The following is a 17,217-nucleotide window of genomic DNA, read 5'->3' on the forward strand; positions in this document are numbered from 1 at the left end:
TTAAGGAGGTAAGCGACAATGGCTCTTAAAAAATATAAGCCAATTACAAATGGTCGTCGTAATATGACTAGTTTAGATTTCGCTGAAATCACGAAATCAACTCCTGAAAAGTCATTATTACAACCGCTACCGAAAAAAGCGGGTCGTAACAACCAAGGTAAATTGACAGTTCGTCACCATGGTGGAGGACACAAACGTCAATACCGTGTTATCGATTTCAAACGTAACAAAGATGGAATCACTGCAAAAGTTGATTCAATCCAATATGATCCAAACCGTTCAGCTAACATTGCTTTATTAGTATATGCTGATGGTGAAAAACGTTATATTATTGCTCCAAAAGGATTACAAGTAGGCCAAGTAGTTGAAAGTGGTGTAGATGCTGACATTAAAGTTGGTAACGCATTACCTTTACAAAACATTCCTGTTGGTACTGTAATTCACAATATCGAATTAAAACCTGGTAAAGGTGGACAATTAGCTCGTTCAGCGGGTGCAAGTTCACAAGTACTTGGTAAAGAAGGTAAATACGTATTAATCAGATTACGTTCTGGTGAAGTTCGTATGATCTTATCAACTTGCCGTGCTACAATTGGACAAGTTGGTAACTTACAACATGAATTAGTTAATGTTGGTAAAGCTGGACGTTCTAGATGGAAAGGTATCCGTCCAACAGTTCGTGGTTCAGTAATGAACCCTAACGATCACCCACACGGTGGTGGTGAAGGTCGTGCTCCAATCGGTAGACCATCTCCAATGTCACCATGGGGTAAACCAACACTTGGTAAGAAAACTCGTCGTGGTAAAAAATCATCAGACAAACTTATCGTTCGTGGACGTAAGAAAAAATAATAACAACTTATTTGGGTGTGCGGCTTAATTGCTGCACGCACACAATAAGAAGGGAGGCGCCCAAATGGCTCGTAGTATTAAAAAAGGACCTTTCGTCGATGATCATTTAATGAAAAAAGTAGAAGCTCAAGACGGAAGTGAAAAGAAACAAGTAATCAAAACATGGTCTCGTCGTTCTACAATTTTCCCAAATTTCATCGGTCATACTTTTGCAGTATACGATGGTCGTAAACATGTACCTGTTTATGTAACTGAAGATATGGTAGGTCACAAATTAGGTGAATTTGCTCCAACTCGTACATTTAAAGGACATGCTGCAGACGATAAAAAAACTAGAAGATAATAAATAGAAGTAGAGGAGGAAATCCTAATGGAAGCAAAAGCGGTTGCTAGAACAATCAGAATCGCACCTCGTAAAGTAAGATTAGTTCTTGACTTAATTAGAGGTAAAAATGCTGGAGAAGCTATTGCTATTTTAAAATTAACTAACAAAGCTTCATCACCAGTAATTGAAAAAGTATTAATGTCCGCTTTAGCAAATGCTGAACATAACTATGACATGAACACTGATGAATTAGTAGTTAAAGAAGCATATGCAAATGAAGGACCAACTTTAAAACGTTTCCGTCCACGTGCACAAGGTCGTGCAAGTGCTATCAATAAACGTACAAGCCACATTACAATCGTCGTAAGTGACGGTAAAGAAGAAGCTAAAGAAGCTTAATAACTATTTAAGGAGGGAACACTGTGGGTCAAAAAATTAATCCTATCGGACTTCGTGTCGGTATCATCCGTGACTGGGAAGCAAAATGGTATGCTGAAAAAGATTTCGCTTCACTATTACACGAAGATTTAAGAATCCGTAAATTCATTGATAACGAATTAAAAGAAGCATCAGTTTCTCACGTTGAAATCGAACGTGCTGCTAACCGTATTAACATTGCCATTCACACTGGTAAACCAGGTATGGTAATTGGTAAAGGCGGATCAGAAATTGAAAAACTTCGTAATAAATTAAACAACTTAACTGATAAAAAAGTACACATCAACGTTATCGAAATCAAGAAAATTGATATCGATGCTCGTTTAGTTGCTGAGAATATTGCACGTCAATTAGAAAACCGTGCTTCATTCCGTCGTGTACAAAAACAAGCTATTTCAAGAGCTATGAAACTTGGTGCTAAAGGTATCAAAACTCAAGTATCAGGTCGTTTAGGCGGAGCTGACATTGCTCGTGCTGAACAATATTCAGAAGGAACTGTTCCACTTCATACTTTACGTGCTGACATCGATTATGCACATGCTGAAGCAGACACTACTTACGGTAAATTAGGTGTTAAAGTATGGATTTATCGTGGTGAAGTTCTTCCTACTAAGAATACTAGTGAAGGAGGAAAATAATAATGTTACTACCAAAACGTGTTAAATATCGTCGTCAACATCGTCCTAAAACAACTGGTCGTTCTAAAGGCGGTAACTATGTAACATTTGGTGAGTATGGATTACAAGCTACTACAACATCTTGGATCACTTCTCGTCAAATCGAATCTGCTCGTATTGCTATGACACGTTACATGAAACGTGGCGGGAAAGTTTGGATTAAAATCTTCCCTCATACACCATATACTAAAAAACCTTTAGAAGTACGTATGGGTGCTGGTAAAGGTGCCGTTGAAGGCTGGATCGCTGTTGTAAAACCAGGTAGAATTTTATTCGAGGTTGCAGGCGTATCAGAAGAAGTTGCTCGTGAAGCATTACGTTTAGCAAGTCACAAACTTCCAGTAAAAACTAAGTTTGTAAAACGTGAAGAATTGGGTGGTGAAACAAATGAAAGCTAAGGAAATTAGAGACTTAACCACTTCAGAAATCGAAGAACAAATCAAATCTTCAAAAGAAGAGCTTTTTAACCTACGCTTTCAGTTAGCTACAGGTCAATTAGAGGAAACTGCACGTATTCGTACAGTTAGAAAAACGATTGCACGTCTAAAAACTGTTGCTCGTGAAAGAGAAATCGAAGAAAGTAAAGCTAATCAATAAAACATTCGAAAGAGGAGGTTACAAAAGTGAGTGAAAGAAACGATCGTAAAGTTTATGTAGGTAAAGTTGTTTCAGATAAAATGGACAAAACTATCACTGTATTAGTTGAAACTTACAAAACACACAAATTATACGGTAAACGTGTAAAATACTCTAAAAAATACAAAACTCATGATGAAAACAATTCAGCTAAATTAGGAGACATTGTTAAAATTCAAGAAACTCGTCCTTTATCAGCATCAAAACGTTTTCGTTTAGTAGAAATTGTTGAAGAGTCAGTAATTATTTAATACAAGATTAGAGATAAGGGAGGTTTAACTAATGATCCAACAAGAAACTCGTTTAAAAGTAGCAGACAACTCTGGTGCTCGTGAAGTTCTTACAATTAAAGTATTAGGTGGATCTGGTCGCAAAACAGCGAACATCGGCGATGTTATCGTATGTACTGTTAAAAATGCAACACCAGGTGGCGTTGTTAAAAAAGGTGACGTAGTCAAAGCTGTTGTCGTTAGAACTAAATCAGGCGTTCGTCGTAATGATGGTTCTTATATTAAGTTTGATGAAAATGCATGTGTCATTATTCGTGATGACAAAGGCCCACGTGGTACTCGTATCTTTGGTCCTGTTGCTCGTGAATTACGTGAAGGCAACTTCATGAAAATCGTTTCATTAGCACCAGAAGTACTTTAATTTATAAAAACCAAATCATTTAAGGAGGTGCCCACATGCATATCAAAAAAGGTGACAACGTAAAAGTTATCGCAGGTAAAGACAAAGGTAAAGAAGGTAAAGTAATCGCTACTGAACCTAAAAAAGACCGTGTCGTTGTGGAAGGTGTTAACGTAATTAAAAAACACCAAAAACCAACTCAATTAAATCCTGAAGGTGGAATCTTAGAAACAGAGGCAGCAATCCATGTTTCTAACGTACAATTATTAGACCCTAAAACAAACGAACCTACACGTGTCGGTTACAAATTTGTTGATGGTAAAAAAGTTCGTATCGCTAAAAAATCTGGCGAAGAAATCAAATCTAATAATTAATAACTAGTTGAAAGGAGGATCCACTTTGAACCGTTTAAAAGAAAGATACAATACTGAAGTTACTGAAAACTTAGTTAAAAAATTCAACTATAGTTCTGTAATGGAAGTACCAAAAATCGAAAAAATCGTTGTAAATATGGGTGTAGGTGATGCAGTTCAAAACTCTAAAGTGTTAGATAACGCTGTAGAAGAATTAGAATTAATCACTGGTCAAAAACCATTAGTAACAAAAGCTAAAAAATCAGTTGCAACATTCCGTTTACGTGAAGGTATGCCAATCGGTGCGAAAGTTACACTTCGCGGAGAAAGAATGTATGAATTCTTAGATAAATTAATCGCAGTTTCATTACCTCGTGTACGTGACTTCCAAGGTGTTTCTAAAACAGCATTCGATGGTCGTGGTAACTACACATTAGGAATTAAAGAACAATTAATTTTCCCAGAAATCGACTATGATAAAGTAAGTAAAGTAAGAGGAATGGATATTGTTATCGTAACAACTGCTAACACTGACGAGGAAGCTCGTGAATTGTTAACAAACTTCGGTATGCCATTTCGTAAATAATCTCTAAAAAGGAGGCTAATTAAGTGGCTAAAACTTCTATGGTTGCTAAGCAACAGAAAAAACAAAAATATGCAGTACGTGAATATACTCGTTGTGAACGTTGTGGTCGTCCACATTCTGTATATCGTAAATTTAAATTATGCCGTATTTGTTTCCGTGAATTAGCTTACAAAGGGCAAATCCCTGGCGTACGTAAAGCTAGCTGGTAATATATAAGAGTCTGAAAGGAGGCAACAATCAATGACAATGACAGATCCAATCGCAGATATGCTTACTCGTGTAAGAAACGCAAACATGGTGCGTCACGAGAAATTAGAATTACCTGCGTCTAACATTAAAAAACAAATTGCTGAAATCTTAAAAAGTGAAGGTTTCATTAAAAACGTAGAATACGTTGAAGATGATAAACAAGGTGTTATTCGTTTATTCTTAAAATATGGTCAAAACAATGAACGTGTTATCACAGGATTAAAACGTATCTCTAAACCAGGTTTACGTGTTTATGCTAAAGCAAACGAAGTACCTAAAGTATTAAATGGTTTAGGTATTGCATTAGTTTCAACTTCTGAAGGTGTTATCACTGACAAAGAAGCAAGAAAACGTAACGTTGGCGGAGAAATTATCGCATACGTTTGGTAATAATAAATAAGGAGGTGCCATAACATGAGTCGTGTTGGTAAGAAAATTATTGACATCCCTAGCGACGTTACAGTAACTTTTGATGGTCATACTGCTACTGTAAAAGGTCCTAAAGGTGAATTAACTAGAACATTTAACGAAAGAATGACTTTCAAACAAGAAGAAAACACTATCGAAGTTGTAAGACCTACTGAGTCTAAAGAAGATAGAACAGTTCATGGTACAACTCGTGCTTTATTAAATAATATGGTACAAGGTGTTTCTCAAGGTTTCGAAAAAACTCTTGAGCTTGTTGGTGTAGGTTACCGTGCTCAAATGCAAGGTAGTGACTTAGTATTAAACGTTGGTTACTCTCACCCTGTTGAAATTAAAGCTGAAGATGGCATTACTTTCGCAGTAGAGAAAAACACAACTGTTAGAGTATCTGGTGTATCTAAAGAACAAGTTGGTGCAATCGCATCTAACATCCGTTCAGTAAGACCTCCAGAACCTTACAAAGGAAAAGGTATCCGTTACCAAGGTGAATACGTTCGCCGTAAAGAAGGTAAAACAGGTAAATAATAGATAACTCTCTTAAGAAAGGAGTAATACAATGATCAGTAAAATTGATAAAAACAAAGTGCGTTTGAAAAGACATGCTCGTGTGCGTACTAAATTATCAGGTACAGCTGAAAAACCACGTTTAAATGTATATCGTTCAAACAAACACATTTATGCACAAATTATCGATGATGTTAAAGGCGTAACTTTAGCTCAAGCTTCATCAAAAGATAAAGATATCGCAAGCGAATCAGCTTCTAAAGTAGATTTATCTACAAAAGTAGGCGAAGCAATTGCTAAAAAAGCATCAGAAAAAGGCATTAAAGAAATCGTATTTGATCGTGGCGGTTATTTATACCATGGTCGTGTAAAAGCTTTAGCAGAAGCTGCTAGAGAAAGCGGATTAGAATTTTAATTTAAAGGAGGGACAAATACATGGCTCGTAGAGAAGAAGAAACGAAAGAATTTGAAGAACGCGTTGTAACAATCAATCGTGTTGCTAAAGTTGTTAAAGGTGGACGTCGTTTCCGTTTCACTGCATTAGTAGTAGTTGGAGACAAAAATGGTCGTGTAGGTTTCGGTACTGGTAAAGCTCAAGAGGTACCAGAAGCTATCAAAAAAGCTGTCGAAGCAGCTAAAAAAGATTTAGTAGTTGTTCCACGTGTTGAAGGAACTACTCCTCACACTATCACTGGTCGTTATGGTTCAGGTAGCGTATTCATGAAACCAGCTGCACCTGGTACAGGGGTAATCGCTGGTGGTCCAGTTCGTGCCGTATTAGAATTAGCAGGTATCACTGATATCTTAAGTAAATCATTAGGATCTAACACACCAATCAATATGGTTCGTGCTACAATCAATGGTTTACAAAACCTTAAAAATGCTGAAGATGTTGCTAAATTACGCGGCAAATCAGTAGAAGAATTATATAATTAAGGAGGGAAAATAGATAATGGCTAAATTACAAATTACCCTCACTCGTAGTGTTATTGGTCGTCCTGAAACACAACGTAAAACTGTTGAAGCTTTAGGTCTTAAAAAGACTAATAGTTCAGTAGTAGTTGAAGATAACCCTGCAATCCGTGGGCAAATCAACAAAGTTAGACACTTATTGACAGTAGAAGAAAAATAATTAAGGAGGTGCCTATATAATGAAATTACATGAGTTAAAAGCAGCTGAAGGTTCACGTCGTGTACGTAACCGTGTTGGCCGTGGTGCTGGTTCTGGTAATGGTAAAACTAGTGGTCGCGGACAAAAAGGTCAAAAAGCACGTTCAGGTGGTGGCGTAAGACCAGGATTTGAAGGTGGACAATTACCTTTATTCCGTCGTTTACCAAAACGTGGTTTCACTAACATTAATCGTAAAGAATATGCTATTGTTAACTTAGACCAACTTAATAAATTTGAAGATGGTACTGAAGTAACTCCAGCTTTATTAGTTGAAACTGGTGTAGTTAAGAATGAAAAATCTGGTATTAAAGTACTAGGTAACGGCTCACTTGATAAAAAATTGACAGTGAAAGCTCACAAATTCTCAGCTTCAGCAGCAGAAGCAATTGATGCAAAAGGTGGAGCACACGAGGTGATCTAATGTTTCAAACGCTTGTGAGCTTCTTTAAAACTAAAGAAGTTCGAAACAAGATTTTCTTTACCTTAGCAATGTTAATCATATTCAAAATAGGAACTTACATTCCGGCTCCAGGTGTTAACCCTGAGCCTTTTGAACAACAAGGTTCTGATCAAGGAGTCGCCGCTCTTCTTAATACGTTTGGTGGCGGAGCCTTAAAGAACTTTTCAATATTTGCTATGGGCATTATGCCCTACATCACTGCATCTATCGTAATGCAATTATTACAAATGGATATTGTTCCGAAATTCTCTGAATGGGCGAAACAAGGTGAAGTAGGTAAAAGAAAGCTTAGCAATGTAACACGTTATTTCGCTATCATTTTGGCTTTTATACAGTCAATTGGTATGGCATTCCAATTTAATAACTATTTAGGTGGTAAATTAATTATTCACCAATCTGTAATGAGTTATTTATTGATTGCCGTTGTTTTAACAGCAGGAACAGCATTTCTAATTTGGCTTGGTGACCAAATCACTCAATTTGGAGTGGGTAATGGTATTTCTATCATTATCTTTGCAGGTATCTTATCAACATTGCCGTCATCAATTATTCAATTTGTGCAACAAGCATTTGTTGGTAATGATGATACAACGTTGGCATGGTTGAAAGTGATTGGCTTAATTGTAGGATTAGTTTTACTTACAATTGGTGCGATTTATGTACTAGAAGCAAAACGTAAAATTCCTATCCAATACGCTAAAAAACAATCTGCACAAAGATTAGGATCTCAAGCAACATATCTACCTTTAAAAGTTAACTCTGCAGGGGTAATTCCAGTAATCTTTGCGATGGCATTTTTCTTATTGCCAAGAACATTAACACTGTTCTTCCCTAAAGCTGATTGGGCGCAAACTATATCTGAATATGCTAACCCTTCAAACACTTACGGCATGATAGTTTATGTAATTCTAATTATTGCATTTACGTATTTCTATGCCTTTGTTCAAGTTAATCCTGAAAAAATGGCTGACAACTTGAAGAAACAAGGTAGTTACGTTCCAGGTATCAGACCTGGCGATCAAACTAAAAAATATATTACTAAAGTACTTTATCGCTTAACTTTTGTCGGCTCTATTTTCTTAGCAGTCATTGCGATATTACCAATTCTAGCAACTAAGTTTATGAGTTTACCTCAATCCATTCAAATTGGTGGTACAAGCTTATTAATCGTAATTGGTGTAGCAATTGAAACTATGAAATCACTTGAAGCTCAAGTGAGTCAAAAAGAATATAAAGGCTTTGGTGGTAGATAATTTGTAGGAGGGCAATTTATGAATATCATTTTAATGGGTTTACCTGGCGCAGGTAAAGGTACTCAAGCGAGTGAAATTGTTAAGAAATTCCCAATACCACATATATCTACTGGTGACATGTTCAGAAAAGCGATTAAAGATGAAACAGATTTAGGAAAAGAAGCTAAATCTTACATGGATCGTGGAGAATTAGTCCCTGATGAAGTTACTGTAGGTATCGTTAAAGAAAGAATATCTGAAGACGATGCAAAAAAAGGATTCTTATTAGATGGCTTCCCAAGAACAATCGATCAAGCTGAGGCATTAAATGAAATTATGTCTGAGCTTGGTAGAAACATTGATGCGGTTATAAACATCGAAGTTCCTGAGGAAGAATTGATGAATCGTCTTACAGGTCGTCGTATCTGTGAGAAATGTGGTACGACTTATCATCTTGTATTTAATCCTCCAAAGGTTGATGGTATTTGTGATATCGATGGTGGAAAACTTTATCAACGTGAAGATGATAATCCTGAAACAGTATCTAATCGTTTAAACGTTAATGTTAAGCAGTCTAAACCTATTTTAGAGTATTATAATGAAAAAGGTGTGCTTAAAAACATTGATGGCGCGAAAGATATTGACGATGTAACCAAAGATGTCATTGATATCTTAGATCAATTAAAATAGATCAACTTAATACGGTCTAGGTTTATGTGAATTTGATTAGGTTTCTCTGGCAAGAATTAATTTTCTGAGTGTCGAATGACGATAATAATTCCCGCATTTTGTTAAACTTATTATAACTAGTCACTATATTAGATTCGTATCGTTGAAGTTGTCTATTGACGATTACCTTACTATTGTAAAAAGGGGGAAGTTAATCAATGGCGAAACAAGATGTAATTGAATTAGAAGGTACAGTATTAGATACTTTACCAAATGCTATGTTTAAAGTAGAATTAGAAAATGGTCATGAAATTTTAGCGCACGTGAGTGGTAAAATTAGAATGAATTATATTCGTATTCTACCTGGCGACAAAGTAACTGTAGAAATGTCTCCGTATGATTTATCACGCGGTAGAATTACTTATCGTTATAAATAATCGTCACTCCATAATATAGGGAGGTATAAAAATGAAAGTAAGACCATCAGTTAAACCAATTTGCGAAAAATGTAAAGTCATTAAACGTAAAGGTAAAGTAATGGTAATTTGTGACAATCCTAAGCACAAACAAAGACAAGGTTAATAAAAGAGAGGTGTAAATATATATGGCACGTATTGCAGGAGTAGATATTCCACGTGAAAAACGTATCGTTATTTCATTAACATATGTATATGGTATTGGTACTTCAACAGCTAAAAAAATCGTTGAAGAAGCTAACGTATCAGCAGACACACGTGTAAAAGATTTAACAGATGACGAATTAGGTCGTATTCGTGAAGTTGTTGACAGTTATAAAGTTGAAGGTGACTTACGTCGTGAACAAAACTTAAACATTAAACGTTTAATGGAAATTTCATCATACCGTGGTATCCGTCACCGTCGTGGTTTACCAGTTCGCGGTCAAAAAACTAAAAACAACGCACGTACGCGTAAAGGCCCAGTTAAAACTGTAGCTAACAAGAAAAAATAATAGGTAAAGGAGGCAAAATATAAATGGCACGTAAACAAGTATCTCGTAAACGTAGAGTTAAAAAGAATATTGAAAATGGTGTGGCTCACATCCGTTCAACATTCAACAATACAATCGTAACTATCACTGATGAATTTGGTAATGCTTTATCTTGGTCATCAGCTGGTGCATTAGGTTTCAAAGGATCTAAAAAATCAACTCCATTCGCAGCGCAAATGGCTTCTGAAACTGCATCAAAATCAGCAATGGAACATGGTTTAAAAACTGTTGAAGTAACAGTAAAAGGACCTGGACCAGGTCGTGAATCAGCTATCCGTGCATTACAATCAGCTGGTCTAGAAGTAACTGCAATCAGAGACGTTACTCCAGTACCACATAACGGTTGTCGTCCACCAAAACGTCGTCGCGTCTAATTTTTAATAGATTGTTATTGTTACAGGTCACTGAGCGAAACAGTTTAAAATTAAGTCGACGTAATTAAGGAGGATTTTTGTAAATGATAGAAATTGAAAAACCTAGAATTGAGACAATTGAAATTAGTGAAGATGCTAAATTCGGTAAGTTCGTTGTTGAACCACTAGAACGTGGCTACGGTACTACACTAGGAAACTCCTTACGTCGTATCCTACTATCTTCATTACCAGGTGCAGCCGTTAAGTACATTGAAATTGAAGGTGTTTTACACGAGTTCTCAGCTATAGATAATGTTGTTGAAGATGTTTCTACTATCATTATGAACATCAAAAAATTAGCACTTAAAATCTATTCTGAAGAAGATAAAACATTAGAAATCGATGTTCGAGATGAAGGCGAAGTTACTGCAAGTGACATTACTCATGATAGTGATGTGGAAGTTCTAAATCCAGAACTTAAAATCGCAACAGTGTCTAAAGGTGGACATTTAAAAATTCGTCTTGTTGCTAACAAGGGTAGAGGTTACGCATTAGCAGAACAAAATAATACTAGTGATTTACCAATCGGTGTAATTCCTGTTGATTCACTATACTCACCAGTTGAACGTGTTAACTATACAGTTGAAAATACACGTGTCGGTCAAAGTAGTGATTTTGATAAATTAACTTTAGATGTTTGGACTAATGGTTCAATCACTCCACAAGAGTCAGTATCATTAGCTGCTAAGATTTTGACTGAACATTTAAATATTTTTGTAGGTCTTACAGATGAAGCACAAAATGCTGAAATCATGATTGAAAAAGAAGAAGATCAAAAAGAAAAAGTACTTGAAATGTCTATCGAAGAATTAGACTTATCAGTACGTTCATACAACTGTTTAAAACGTGCAGGAATCAATTCAGTTCAAGAGTTAGCTGATAAATCTGAAGCTGATATGATGAAAGTTCGTAATTTAGGTCGTAAATCTCTAGAAGAAGTTAAATATAAATTAGAAGATTTAGGATTAGGATTAAGAAAAGAAGATTAATAAGTTAAAGGAGGTCAACTCATGGGTTACAGAAAATTAGGTCGTACTTCTGATCAACGTAAAGCTATGTTACGTGACTTAGCTACTTCACTTATCGTTAGTGAACGTATTGAAACTACAGAAGCTCGTGCAAAAGAAGTTCGTAGTGTTGTTGAGAAATTAATCACTTTAGGTAAAAAAGGAGATTTAGCTTCTCGTCGTAATGCTGCTAAAACATTACGTAATGTTGAAATCTTAAACGAAGATGAAACGACACAAACTGCACTTCAAAAATTATTCGGTGAAATTGCTGAACGTTATACAGAACGTCAAGGTGGTTACACTCGTATTCTTAAAGTAGGTCCTCGTCGCGGAGACGGTGCTGAATCAGTTATCATCGAATTAGTAGATTAATTCAAGATATAAATACACTAACTACTTATATGTAAAGCAAATGAGTGCAACGATAATGTTTGCCACATACAAATATTGTCTAGCTCAGAGTGCCCCATCAATTAAATAAATTTCAAAGCGTGAACTCAACTAAAATATGATGGGGTGCGCGCTTTTTTATTTTAATAGCGCATATCAGCAACCAATTATATAAAATGTTCTCATATGATGAGATACGAACTTTTAATATTTGACTGCAAATTCAAGGTAGTTGACTAAATTGAGATGGCTCAATTAAATGCTAATGACTATAGTCAACCATAGAGAGGCGGGATATTGAATTCAATAAGAATTCTATCCGGTCCTCTTTTTATATTCAGAAATGAAACAAAGTTTCATATACATGATAATCATATTCATGTAAACTATAAGAGTACAAATTTTTAGGAGGGATTCTAGTGGAGGCAAATCATACAAATATTATTGAACTTAAGCATATCGATTTTCAATATCAAGGCGATGCAGCCTTCACACTGAACGATGTATCCTTTCAAATCCCTAAAAATAAATGGACTTCTATAGTTGGTCACAATGGCTCTGGAAAATCTACAATTGCTAAACTCATTGTTGGTATTGAAACGGCTACGAATGGTACGGTATATTTTAATCAATCACCGATTATTAACGAGGAGTTTAAAAATATACGTGAACACATAGGCATTGTCTTTCAAAACCCTGAGAACCAATTTGTTGGTTCAATTGTTAAATATGATGTTGCCTTCGGTTTGGAAAATCATTCTGTTCCCACAGAAAAAATGAAAGTCATCGTTGCTCGGGCGATTAGTGATGTTGGAATGACTGATTATGCTGACTATGAGCCACATTCACTATCAGGTGGTCAAAAACAACGCGTCGCTATTGCAGGCGTGTTAGCATTAAGCCCAACCGTGATTATTTTAGATGAAGCGACGTCTATGTTGGATCCTCAAGCTAAAAAATCATTATTACGCTTGATTCAAGATGTCAAAGCAACGAAAGATGTGACAATTATATCTATTACACATGATTTAACTGAAGCACTTGAAGGAGATCATGTGATTGTGATGAATCACGGAACAGTTTATAAAGAAGGTAGCCCTAAGGCAATTTTCAAAGATATACATATGTTACAAGAACTTGGTCTAGATTTACCTTTTTCAATGAAAATGAATCAATTGCTAGGATTTGATGATCAGTTCATAACATATGAAGGGTTGGTAGAAAAGCTATGAAAATTAAGTTTAATGATGTTGCTTATACCTATCAACGAGGTACACCTTATGAGTATAATGCATTAAAACATATTAATTTAACAATTGAACAAGGAAAGTACTACGCTATTGTAGGACAAACTGGAAGTGGAAAATCAACCTTAATTCAACATTTTAATGGGTTACTAAAACCAACAAAAGGTTATATAGAGCATGATCAACTGACAATTACAGCAAAGACTAAAGATAAGTGGATTAGGCCTATACGACAAAAAGTTGGCCTAGTGTTTCAATTTCCTGAATCACAATTATTTGAAGACAATATTGAAAGAGAAATTGAGTTTGGACCTAAGAACTTTGGCATGAATGTTGAAGAAGTGAAGGAAAGAGCATTTGATTTATTATTAGAGTTAGGTTTTCCAAGACATGTTATGTCACTGTCACCCTTTCAAATGTCGGGGGGACAGATGCGTAAAATTGCAATTGTTTCAATATTAGCTATGGACCCAGATGTGATTGTGTTAGATGAACCTACAGCTGGTTTAGATCCAAAAAGTCGTCAACAAGTGATGGCGTTATTTAAAGAAATACAAATAAAGCAAAATAAAACAATCATCCTTGTGTCTCATGATATGAATGAAGTTGCAAAATACGCTGAAGAGATTATCGTGATGAATGATGGCAATATTGTTGAACAAGTGACACCTAAAGAACTGTTCAGACAAGTGAACCGATTAGAAGAATGGCATATAGCATTACCAGATGTCGTCCAATTACAACGTGATATTGAAATAAAACACGGCATTGAATTTAAGACAATCGCATTATCAGAAGATGAATTTGTAACGATGTATCAGGAGTGGCAACAACATGAAGAATAAATTAATTATAGGTAGATACTTGCCTAATAACTCAGTTATTCACCATCTAGATCCACGGGCTAAGGTCTTATTTGTATTTTTGTTTATTATTCTAATCTTTTTTGCACATTCATTTGCAACGTTTGGTTGGATTATATTATTAATATTAGTATTTATGTTTTTAGCGAAGATTAAATTTTGGTTCCTAATTAAAGGTTTGACACCGATATTTATCTTTACGTTATTTACATTTGCAATGCATATCTTTTTCACACATGGTGGCACGCGACTAGTAGATTACGGAATCATAAAAATTGATAGTGCCGGCATACTAGAAGGTATATTTATATCATTACGTCTGATTACTATCGTGATGGTTGCAACGATAATGACTTTATCTACAAGTCCGATTGATTTGACAGATGCTTTTGAAAAATTATTAACACCATTAAAATGGTTTAAGATACCTGTACATCAACTAAGTATGATTATGTCAATCGCATTAAGATTCATTCCAACCTTAATGGATGAATTAGATAAAATTATATTAGCTCAAAAATCACGTGGTTCTGAGTTGAGTTCAGGTGGACTAATGACACGTATTAAAGCATTTATACCTTTAATGATTCCGTTATTTATTTCAGCTTTTCAAAGGGCTGAGGAGTTAGCAATTGCTATGGAAGTGCGTGGTTATGATGCAAATGTAAAGCGAACAAGTTATAGAAAATTACAATGGCGAATGGCTGATACGATGTGCTTAATCAGTTTCATTCCCATAGCTTGCGTATTATTCGTATTAAAATACATTGGAGTGTAATACAGTGCGTATACTCGTTAATATTTCTTATCAAGGAAGTCAATTTCTGGGCTTTCAAATTCAGCAACAAGGAAGAACGGTCCAACAACAATTCGAAAAAATATTAAAGCGTATGCATCGTCGCCATGTCCGAATTCATCCTTCTAGTCGCACTGACAGAGGTGTGCATGCAAATGAACAGTTTTTTCACTTTGATACTGAATTAAACATTGAACCTAAGCAATGGAAGTATGCAATGAATCGTGCGTTACCAGACGATATATATGTGAATGATGTCCAACGCGTCGATGATCAATTTCATTGTCGTTACGACTGTGTTGGTAAACGATATCGTTACAAAGTCTATCAAGGATCTCATCGTAATCCTTTTGAAAGTGGCCTAAAGACATTTATCAAAGAAGATTTAGATTATTCTAAAATGAACGAAGCAGCGAAGCATTTTATTGGAACACATGATTTTACAGGATTTTGTTCTCAAAAGACTGAAGTTGAAAGTAAAGTGCGAACGTTGTATCAAAGTGAAATCATCATAACTGATGAGGGCTTTGATTATGTAGTGACTGGATCCGGCTTCTTATATAATATGGTTCGCGTGTTAGTAGCGTTTTTAATTGAAGTTGGAAAAGGTAAGCGTAACCCTAATGAAGTACCGACATTATTAAATGAAAAAAATAGAGATAAAGTACCATTTACTGCTCCGGCAGAAGGGCTTTATTTAGAGAAGATATATCTCTCAGAAAAGGGCTTAACAACAGACTTTGGAGATAATATTAAAATTCATCGTAAAAAATCACTACAAAATGATTAAATTGCATTGACAAACGGAGCTATAAAATATAACATAGTTAACGGTATTGTTTTATATCCACCCCATGATAAGCCCCGGAAACTTATTGTGTTACAAGATATATAAGCAAATTATACAGGAATAAAATAAATGAACATTTACGCTTTGAAATCGTAACAGAATGAATAGATTGCAGGCCTCGTTCGTAGGTTCGACTGCGATACGTACCTGTAATCTAAAACGAAGCATTTATTTTTAGGAGGACAATTATTATGCGTCAAACATTTATGGCAAATGAATCAAACATTGAGCGCAAATGGTATGTTATTGATGCTGAAGGCCAAACATTAGGTCGTTTATCATCTGAAGTAGCATCTATCTTACGCGGTAAAAATAAAGTAACTTACACACCACACGTTGACACAGGTGATTATGTCATCATCATCAACGCTGCTAAAATCGAATTAACTGGTAAAAAAGAATCAGATAAAATCTATTACCGTCACTCAAATCACCCAGGTGGTATCAAATCAGTTACTGCTGGTGAATTAAAACGTAATAACCCAGAACGTTTACTTGAAACATCAATCAAAGGTATGTTACCAAGTTCACGTTTAGGTGAAAAACAAGGTAAAAAATTATTTGTATATGGTGGCGCTGAACATCCACACGCTGCACAACAACCAGAAAACTACGAGTTACGTGGTTAATTAGAAGGAGGAAATGACATTGGCACAAGTTGAATATAGAGGCACAGGCCGTCGTAAAAACTCAGTAGCACGTGTACGTTTAGTACCAGGTGAAGGTAATATTACAGTTAACGAACGTGACGTACGTGAGTACTTACCATTCGAATCATTAATCTTAGACTTAAACCAACCATTTGATGTTACAGAAACTAAAGGTAACTATGATGTATTAGTTAACGTACACGGTGGTGGTTTCACTGGACAAGCACAAGCTATCCGTCACGGAATCGCACGTGCATTATTAGAAGCAGATCCTGAATACAGAGGTTCATTAAAACGCGCAGGTCTATTAACTCGTGACCCACGTATGAAAGAACGTAAAAAACCAGGTCTTAAAAAAGCACGTCGTTCTCCACAATTCTCAAAACGTTAATTGTCAAAGCTGTTGCGAATTTATTCGCTTACAGATTTGGTACGCAAATTGCGTCAGCAAGTTGTGTTCCATTAGAACGATTAAAGCACTTCTCAATTTTGAGAAGTGCTTTTTTATATGCGTAAAAGGGAGCGGGACAGAATTCTTTTATTCGTCGTCCACTCCCAGCTTGCTTTGCTTGTAGAATTTCTTGATGAAATTCTCTTTGCTGGGGCCCCGAACCCCAACTTGCTTAGCTTGTAAAATCACTTTCGTGATTTTTTGTGTTGGGGCCCCGCCCGCAAGGATGACTAGAACTGAGAAAAGCTTGATTTAAGCGCCTTCTCAGTTCAGTCAGCTACTGCGAATTTGCAAAATAGCTTCATTATATTATTTATGTCCCAGCCTCTT

General features: G+C 35.8%; 31 protein-coding genes. All 31 read left to right on the forward strand.

Annotation, left to right across the window (positions count from 1 at the left end; genetic code table 11):
- Positions 1–18: 18 nt before the first annotated feature.
- The 31 genes from rplB (at position 19) to rpsI (ending at position 16,827) form a co-directional block, all read left to right on the forward strand.
- Positions 19–852: a 50S ribosomal protein L2 gene (rplB, locus tag KA909_RS08860; protein WP_107614134.1), complete on the forward strand. Its 834-nt coding sequence runs from the start codon at positions 19–21 to the stop codon at positions 850–852.
- A gap of 64 nt (positions 853–916) precedes the next feature.
- Positions 917–1,195, forward strand: coding sequence for a 30S ribosomal protein S19 (gene rpsS / locus KA909_RS08865; RefSeq protein WP_001829710.1), 279 nt, complete (start codon positions 917–919; stop codon positions 1,193–1,195).
- Between the two features lie 27 nt (positions 1,196–1,222).
- The gene (gene rplV / locus KA909_RS08870) at positions 1,223–1,576 is read left to right on the forward strand and encodes a 50S ribosomal protein L22 (protein ID WP_001829734.1); all 354 of its coding nucleotides are present in this window, start codon (positions 1,223–1,225) and stop codon (positions 1,574–1,576) included.
- A 23-nt stretch (positions 1,577–1,599) separates the two neighbouring features.
- Positions 1,600–2,253 carry a 30S ribosomal protein S3 gene (rpsC, locus tag KA909_RS08875; RefSeq protein ID WP_011275129.1) on the forward strand — a complete coding sequence of 218 codons (654 nt, stop codon included), beginning with the start codon at positions 1,600–1,602 and terminating at the stop codon, positions 2,251–2,253.
- A gap of 2 nt (positions 2,254–2,255) precedes the next feature.
- Positions 2,256–2,690, forward strand: a complete 435-nt coding sequence (gene rplP / locus KA909_RS08880) for a 50S ribosomal protein L16 (protein WP_002432945.1) — start codon at positions 2,256–2,258, stop codon at positions 2,688–2,690.
- Positions 2,680–2,889 carry a 50S ribosomal protein L29 gene (gene rpmC / locus KA909_RS08885; RefSeq protein ID WP_011275130.1) on the forward strand — a complete coding sequence of 70 codons (210 nt, stop codon included), beginning with the start codon at positions 2,680–2,682 and terminating at the stop codon, positions 2,887–2,889. The genes rplP and rpmC overlap by 11 nt, the downstream gene beginning before the upstream one ends.
- A gap of 26 nt (positions 2,890–2,915) precedes the next feature.
- Positions 2,916–3,179 carry a 30S ribosomal protein S17 gene (rpsQ, locus tag KA909_RS08890; RefSeq protein WP_011275131.1) on the forward strand — a complete coding sequence of 88 codons (264 nt, stop codon included), beginning with the start codon at positions 2,916–2,918 and terminating at the stop codon, positions 3,177–3,179.
- 31 nt (positions 3,180–3,210) lie between these two features.
- Positions 3,211–3,579 (forward strand): 50S ribosomal protein L14, encoded by a 369-nt coding sequence (gene rplN, locus KA909_RS08895; protein WP_002466492.1) that lies wholly within the window; start codon positions 3,211–3,213, stop codon positions 3,577–3,579.
- Positions 3,580–3,614: 35 nt separating this feature from the next.
- A complete protein-coding gene (gene rplX / locus KA909_RS08900) occupies positions 3,615–3,932 on the forward strand; it encodes a 50S ribosomal protein L24 (RefSeq protein ID WP_002448459.1) in 318 nt (105 codons plus the stop codon).
- Between the two features lie 25 nt (positions 3,933–3,957).
- Positions 3,958–4,497, forward strand: a complete 540-nt coding sequence (gene rplE / locus KA909_RS08905; protein WP_011275133.1) for a 50S ribosomal protein L5 — start codon at positions 3,958–3,960, stop codon at positions 4,495–4,497.
- A 23-nt stretch (positions 4,498–4,520) separates the two neighbouring features.
- Positions 4,521–4,706, forward strand: coding sequence for a type Z 30S ribosomal protein S14 (locus KA909_RS08910; protein WP_001140799.1), 186 nt, complete (start codon positions 4,521–4,523; stop codon positions 4,704–4,706).
- Between the two features lie 31 nt (positions 4,707–4,737).
- Positions 4,738–5,136 (forward strand): 30S ribosomal protein S8, encoded by a 399-nt coding sequence (gene rpsH, locus KA909_RS08915; RefSeq protein WP_011275134.1) that lies wholly within the window; start codon positions 4,738–4,740, stop codon positions 5,134–5,136.
- Positions 5,137–5,160: 24 nt separating this feature from the next.
- Positions 5,161–5,697: a 50S ribosomal protein L6 gene (gene rplF, locus KA909_RS08920; RefSeq protein WP_011275135.1), complete on the forward strand. Its 537-nt coding sequence runs from the start codon at positions 5,161–5,163 to the stop codon at positions 5,695–5,697.
- A gap of 31 nt (positions 5,698–5,728) precedes the next feature.
- Complete coding sequence (rplR, locus tag KA909_RS08925) at positions 5,729–6,091, forward strand: 50S ribosomal protein L18 (protein ID WP_053028553.1); 363 nt, start codon at positions 5,729–5,731, stop codon at positions 6,089–6,091.
- A 20-nt stretch (positions 6,092–6,111) separates the two neighbouring features.
- Complete coding sequence (rpsE, locus tag KA909_RS08930; RefSeq protein WP_011275137.1) at positions 6,112–6,612, forward strand: 30S ribosomal protein S5; 501 nt, start codon at positions 6,112–6,114, stop codon at positions 6,610–6,612.
- A gap of 16 nt (positions 6,613–6,628) precedes the next feature.
- On the forward strand, positions 6,629–6,808 hold the full coding sequence (gene rpmD / locus KA909_RS08935; RefSeq protein ID WP_011275138.1) for a 50S ribosomal protein L30: 180 nt from the start codon (positions 6,629–6,631) through the stop codon (positions 6,806–6,808).
- A 19-nt stretch (positions 6,809–6,827) separates the two neighbouring features.
- Positions 6,828–7,268 carry a 50S ribosomal protein L15 gene (gene rplO, locus KA909_RS08940; protein ID WP_053028552.1) on the forward strand — a complete coding sequence of 147 codons (441 nt, stop codon included), beginning with the start codon at positions 6,828–6,830 and terminating at the stop codon, positions 7,266–7,268.
- Positions 7,268–8,560: a preprotein translocase subunit SecY gene (gene secY, locus KA909_RS08945; RefSeq protein ID WP_053028551.1), complete on the forward strand. Its 1,293-nt coding sequence runs from the start codon at positions 7,268–7,270 to the stop codon at positions 8,558–8,560. Before rplO ends, secY begins: the two co-directional genes overlap by 1 nt.
- An 18-nt stretch (positions 8,561–8,578) precedes the next feature.
- On the forward strand, positions 8,579–9,229 hold the full coding sequence (locus KA909_RS08950) for an adenylate kinase (protein ID WP_053028550.1): 651 nt from the start codon (positions 8,579–8,581) through the stop codon (positions 9,227–9,229).
- 197 nt (positions 9,230–9,426) lie between these two features.
- Positions 9,427–9,645, forward strand: a complete 219-nt coding sequence (gene infA, locus KA909_RS08955) for a translation initiation factor IF-1 (protein WP_001829792.1) — start codon at positions 9,427–9,429, stop codon at positions 9,643–9,645.
- A 31-nt stretch (positions 9,646–9,676) separates the two neighbouring features.
- Positions 9,677–9,790, forward strand: coding sequence for a 50S ribosomal protein L36 (gene rpmJ, locus KA909_RS08960; RefSeq protein ID WP_001829709.1), 114 nt, complete (start codon positions 9,677–9,679; stop codon positions 9,788–9,790).
- Between the two features lie 22 nt (positions 9,791–9,812).
- Positions 9,813–10,178 (forward strand): 30S ribosomal protein S13, encoded by a 366-nt coding sequence (gene rpsM / locus KA909_RS08965; protein WP_011275142.1) that lies wholly within the window; start codon positions 9,813–9,815, stop codon positions 10,176–10,178.
- Between the two features lie 23 nt (positions 10,179–10,201).
- Positions 10,202–10,591, forward strand: coding sequence for a 30S ribosomal protein S11 (gene rpsK, locus KA909_RS08970; RefSeq protein WP_000101625.1), 390 nt, complete (start codon positions 10,202–10,204; stop codon positions 10,589–10,591).
- 83 nt (positions 10,592–10,674) lie between these two features.
- Entirely contained in the window at positions 10,675–11,619 is a 945-nt protein-coding gene (locus KA909_RS08975; RefSeq protein WP_011275143.1) for a DNA-directed RNA polymerase subunit alpha, read from the forward strand.
- A gap of 21 nt (positions 11,620–11,640) precedes the next feature.
- Positions 11,641–12,012, forward strand: coding sequence for a 50S ribosomal protein L17 (gene rplQ / locus KA909_RS08980; RefSeq protein WP_011275144.1), 372 nt, complete (start codon positions 11,641–11,643; stop codon positions 12,010–12,012).
- 437 nt (positions 12,013–12,449) lie between these two features.
- Positions 12,450–13,262, forward strand: coding sequence for an energy-coupling factor transporter ATPase (locus KA909_RS08985; protein WP_193839068.1), 813 nt, complete (start codon positions 12,450–12,452; stop codon positions 13,260–13,262).
- Positions 13,259–14,122 carry an energy-coupling factor transporter ATPase gene (locus KA909_RS08990; protein WP_210130107.1) on the forward strand — a complete coding sequence of 288 codons (864 nt, stop codon included), beginning with the start codon at positions 13,259–13,261 and terminating at the stop codon, positions 14,120–14,122. The genes KA909_RS08985 and KA909_RS08990 overlap by 4 nt, the downstream gene beginning before the upstream one ends.
- A complete protein-coding gene (locus tag KA909_RS08995; protein ID WP_075109214.1) occupies positions 14,112–14,918 on the forward strand; it encodes an energy-coupling factor transporter transmembrane component T family protein in 807 nt (268 codons plus the stop codon). Before KA909_RS08990 ends, KA909_RS08995 begins: the two co-directional genes overlap by 11 nt.
- A 4-nt stretch (positions 14,919–14,922) precedes the next feature.
- Positions 14,923–15,726, forward strand: coding sequence for a tRNA pseudouridine(38-40) synthase TruA (gene truA, locus KA909_RS09000; RefSeq protein WP_210130108.1), 804 nt, complete (start codon positions 14,923–14,925; stop codon positions 15,724–15,726).
- 251 nt (positions 15,727–15,977) lie between these two features.
- Positions 15,978–16,415, forward strand: a complete 438-nt coding sequence (gene rplM / locus KA909_RS09005) for a 50S ribosomal protein L13 (RefSeq protein WP_011275149.1) — start codon at positions 15,978–15,980, stop codon at positions 16,413–16,415.
- Between the two features lie 19 nt (positions 16,416–16,434).
- A complete protein-coding gene (rpsI, locus tag KA909_RS09010) occupies positions 16,435–16,827 on the forward strand; it encodes a 30S ribosomal protein S9 (protein ID WP_011275150.1) in 393 nt (130 codons plus the stop codon).
- Positions 16,828–17,217: the final 390 nt, after the last annotated feature.

Source organism: Staphylococcus sp. GDX8P54P (assembly GCF_017893165.1).
Taxonomy (GTDB): Bacteria; Bacillota; Bacilli; order Staphylococcales; family Staphylococcaceae; genus Staphylococcus; species Staphylococcus borealis.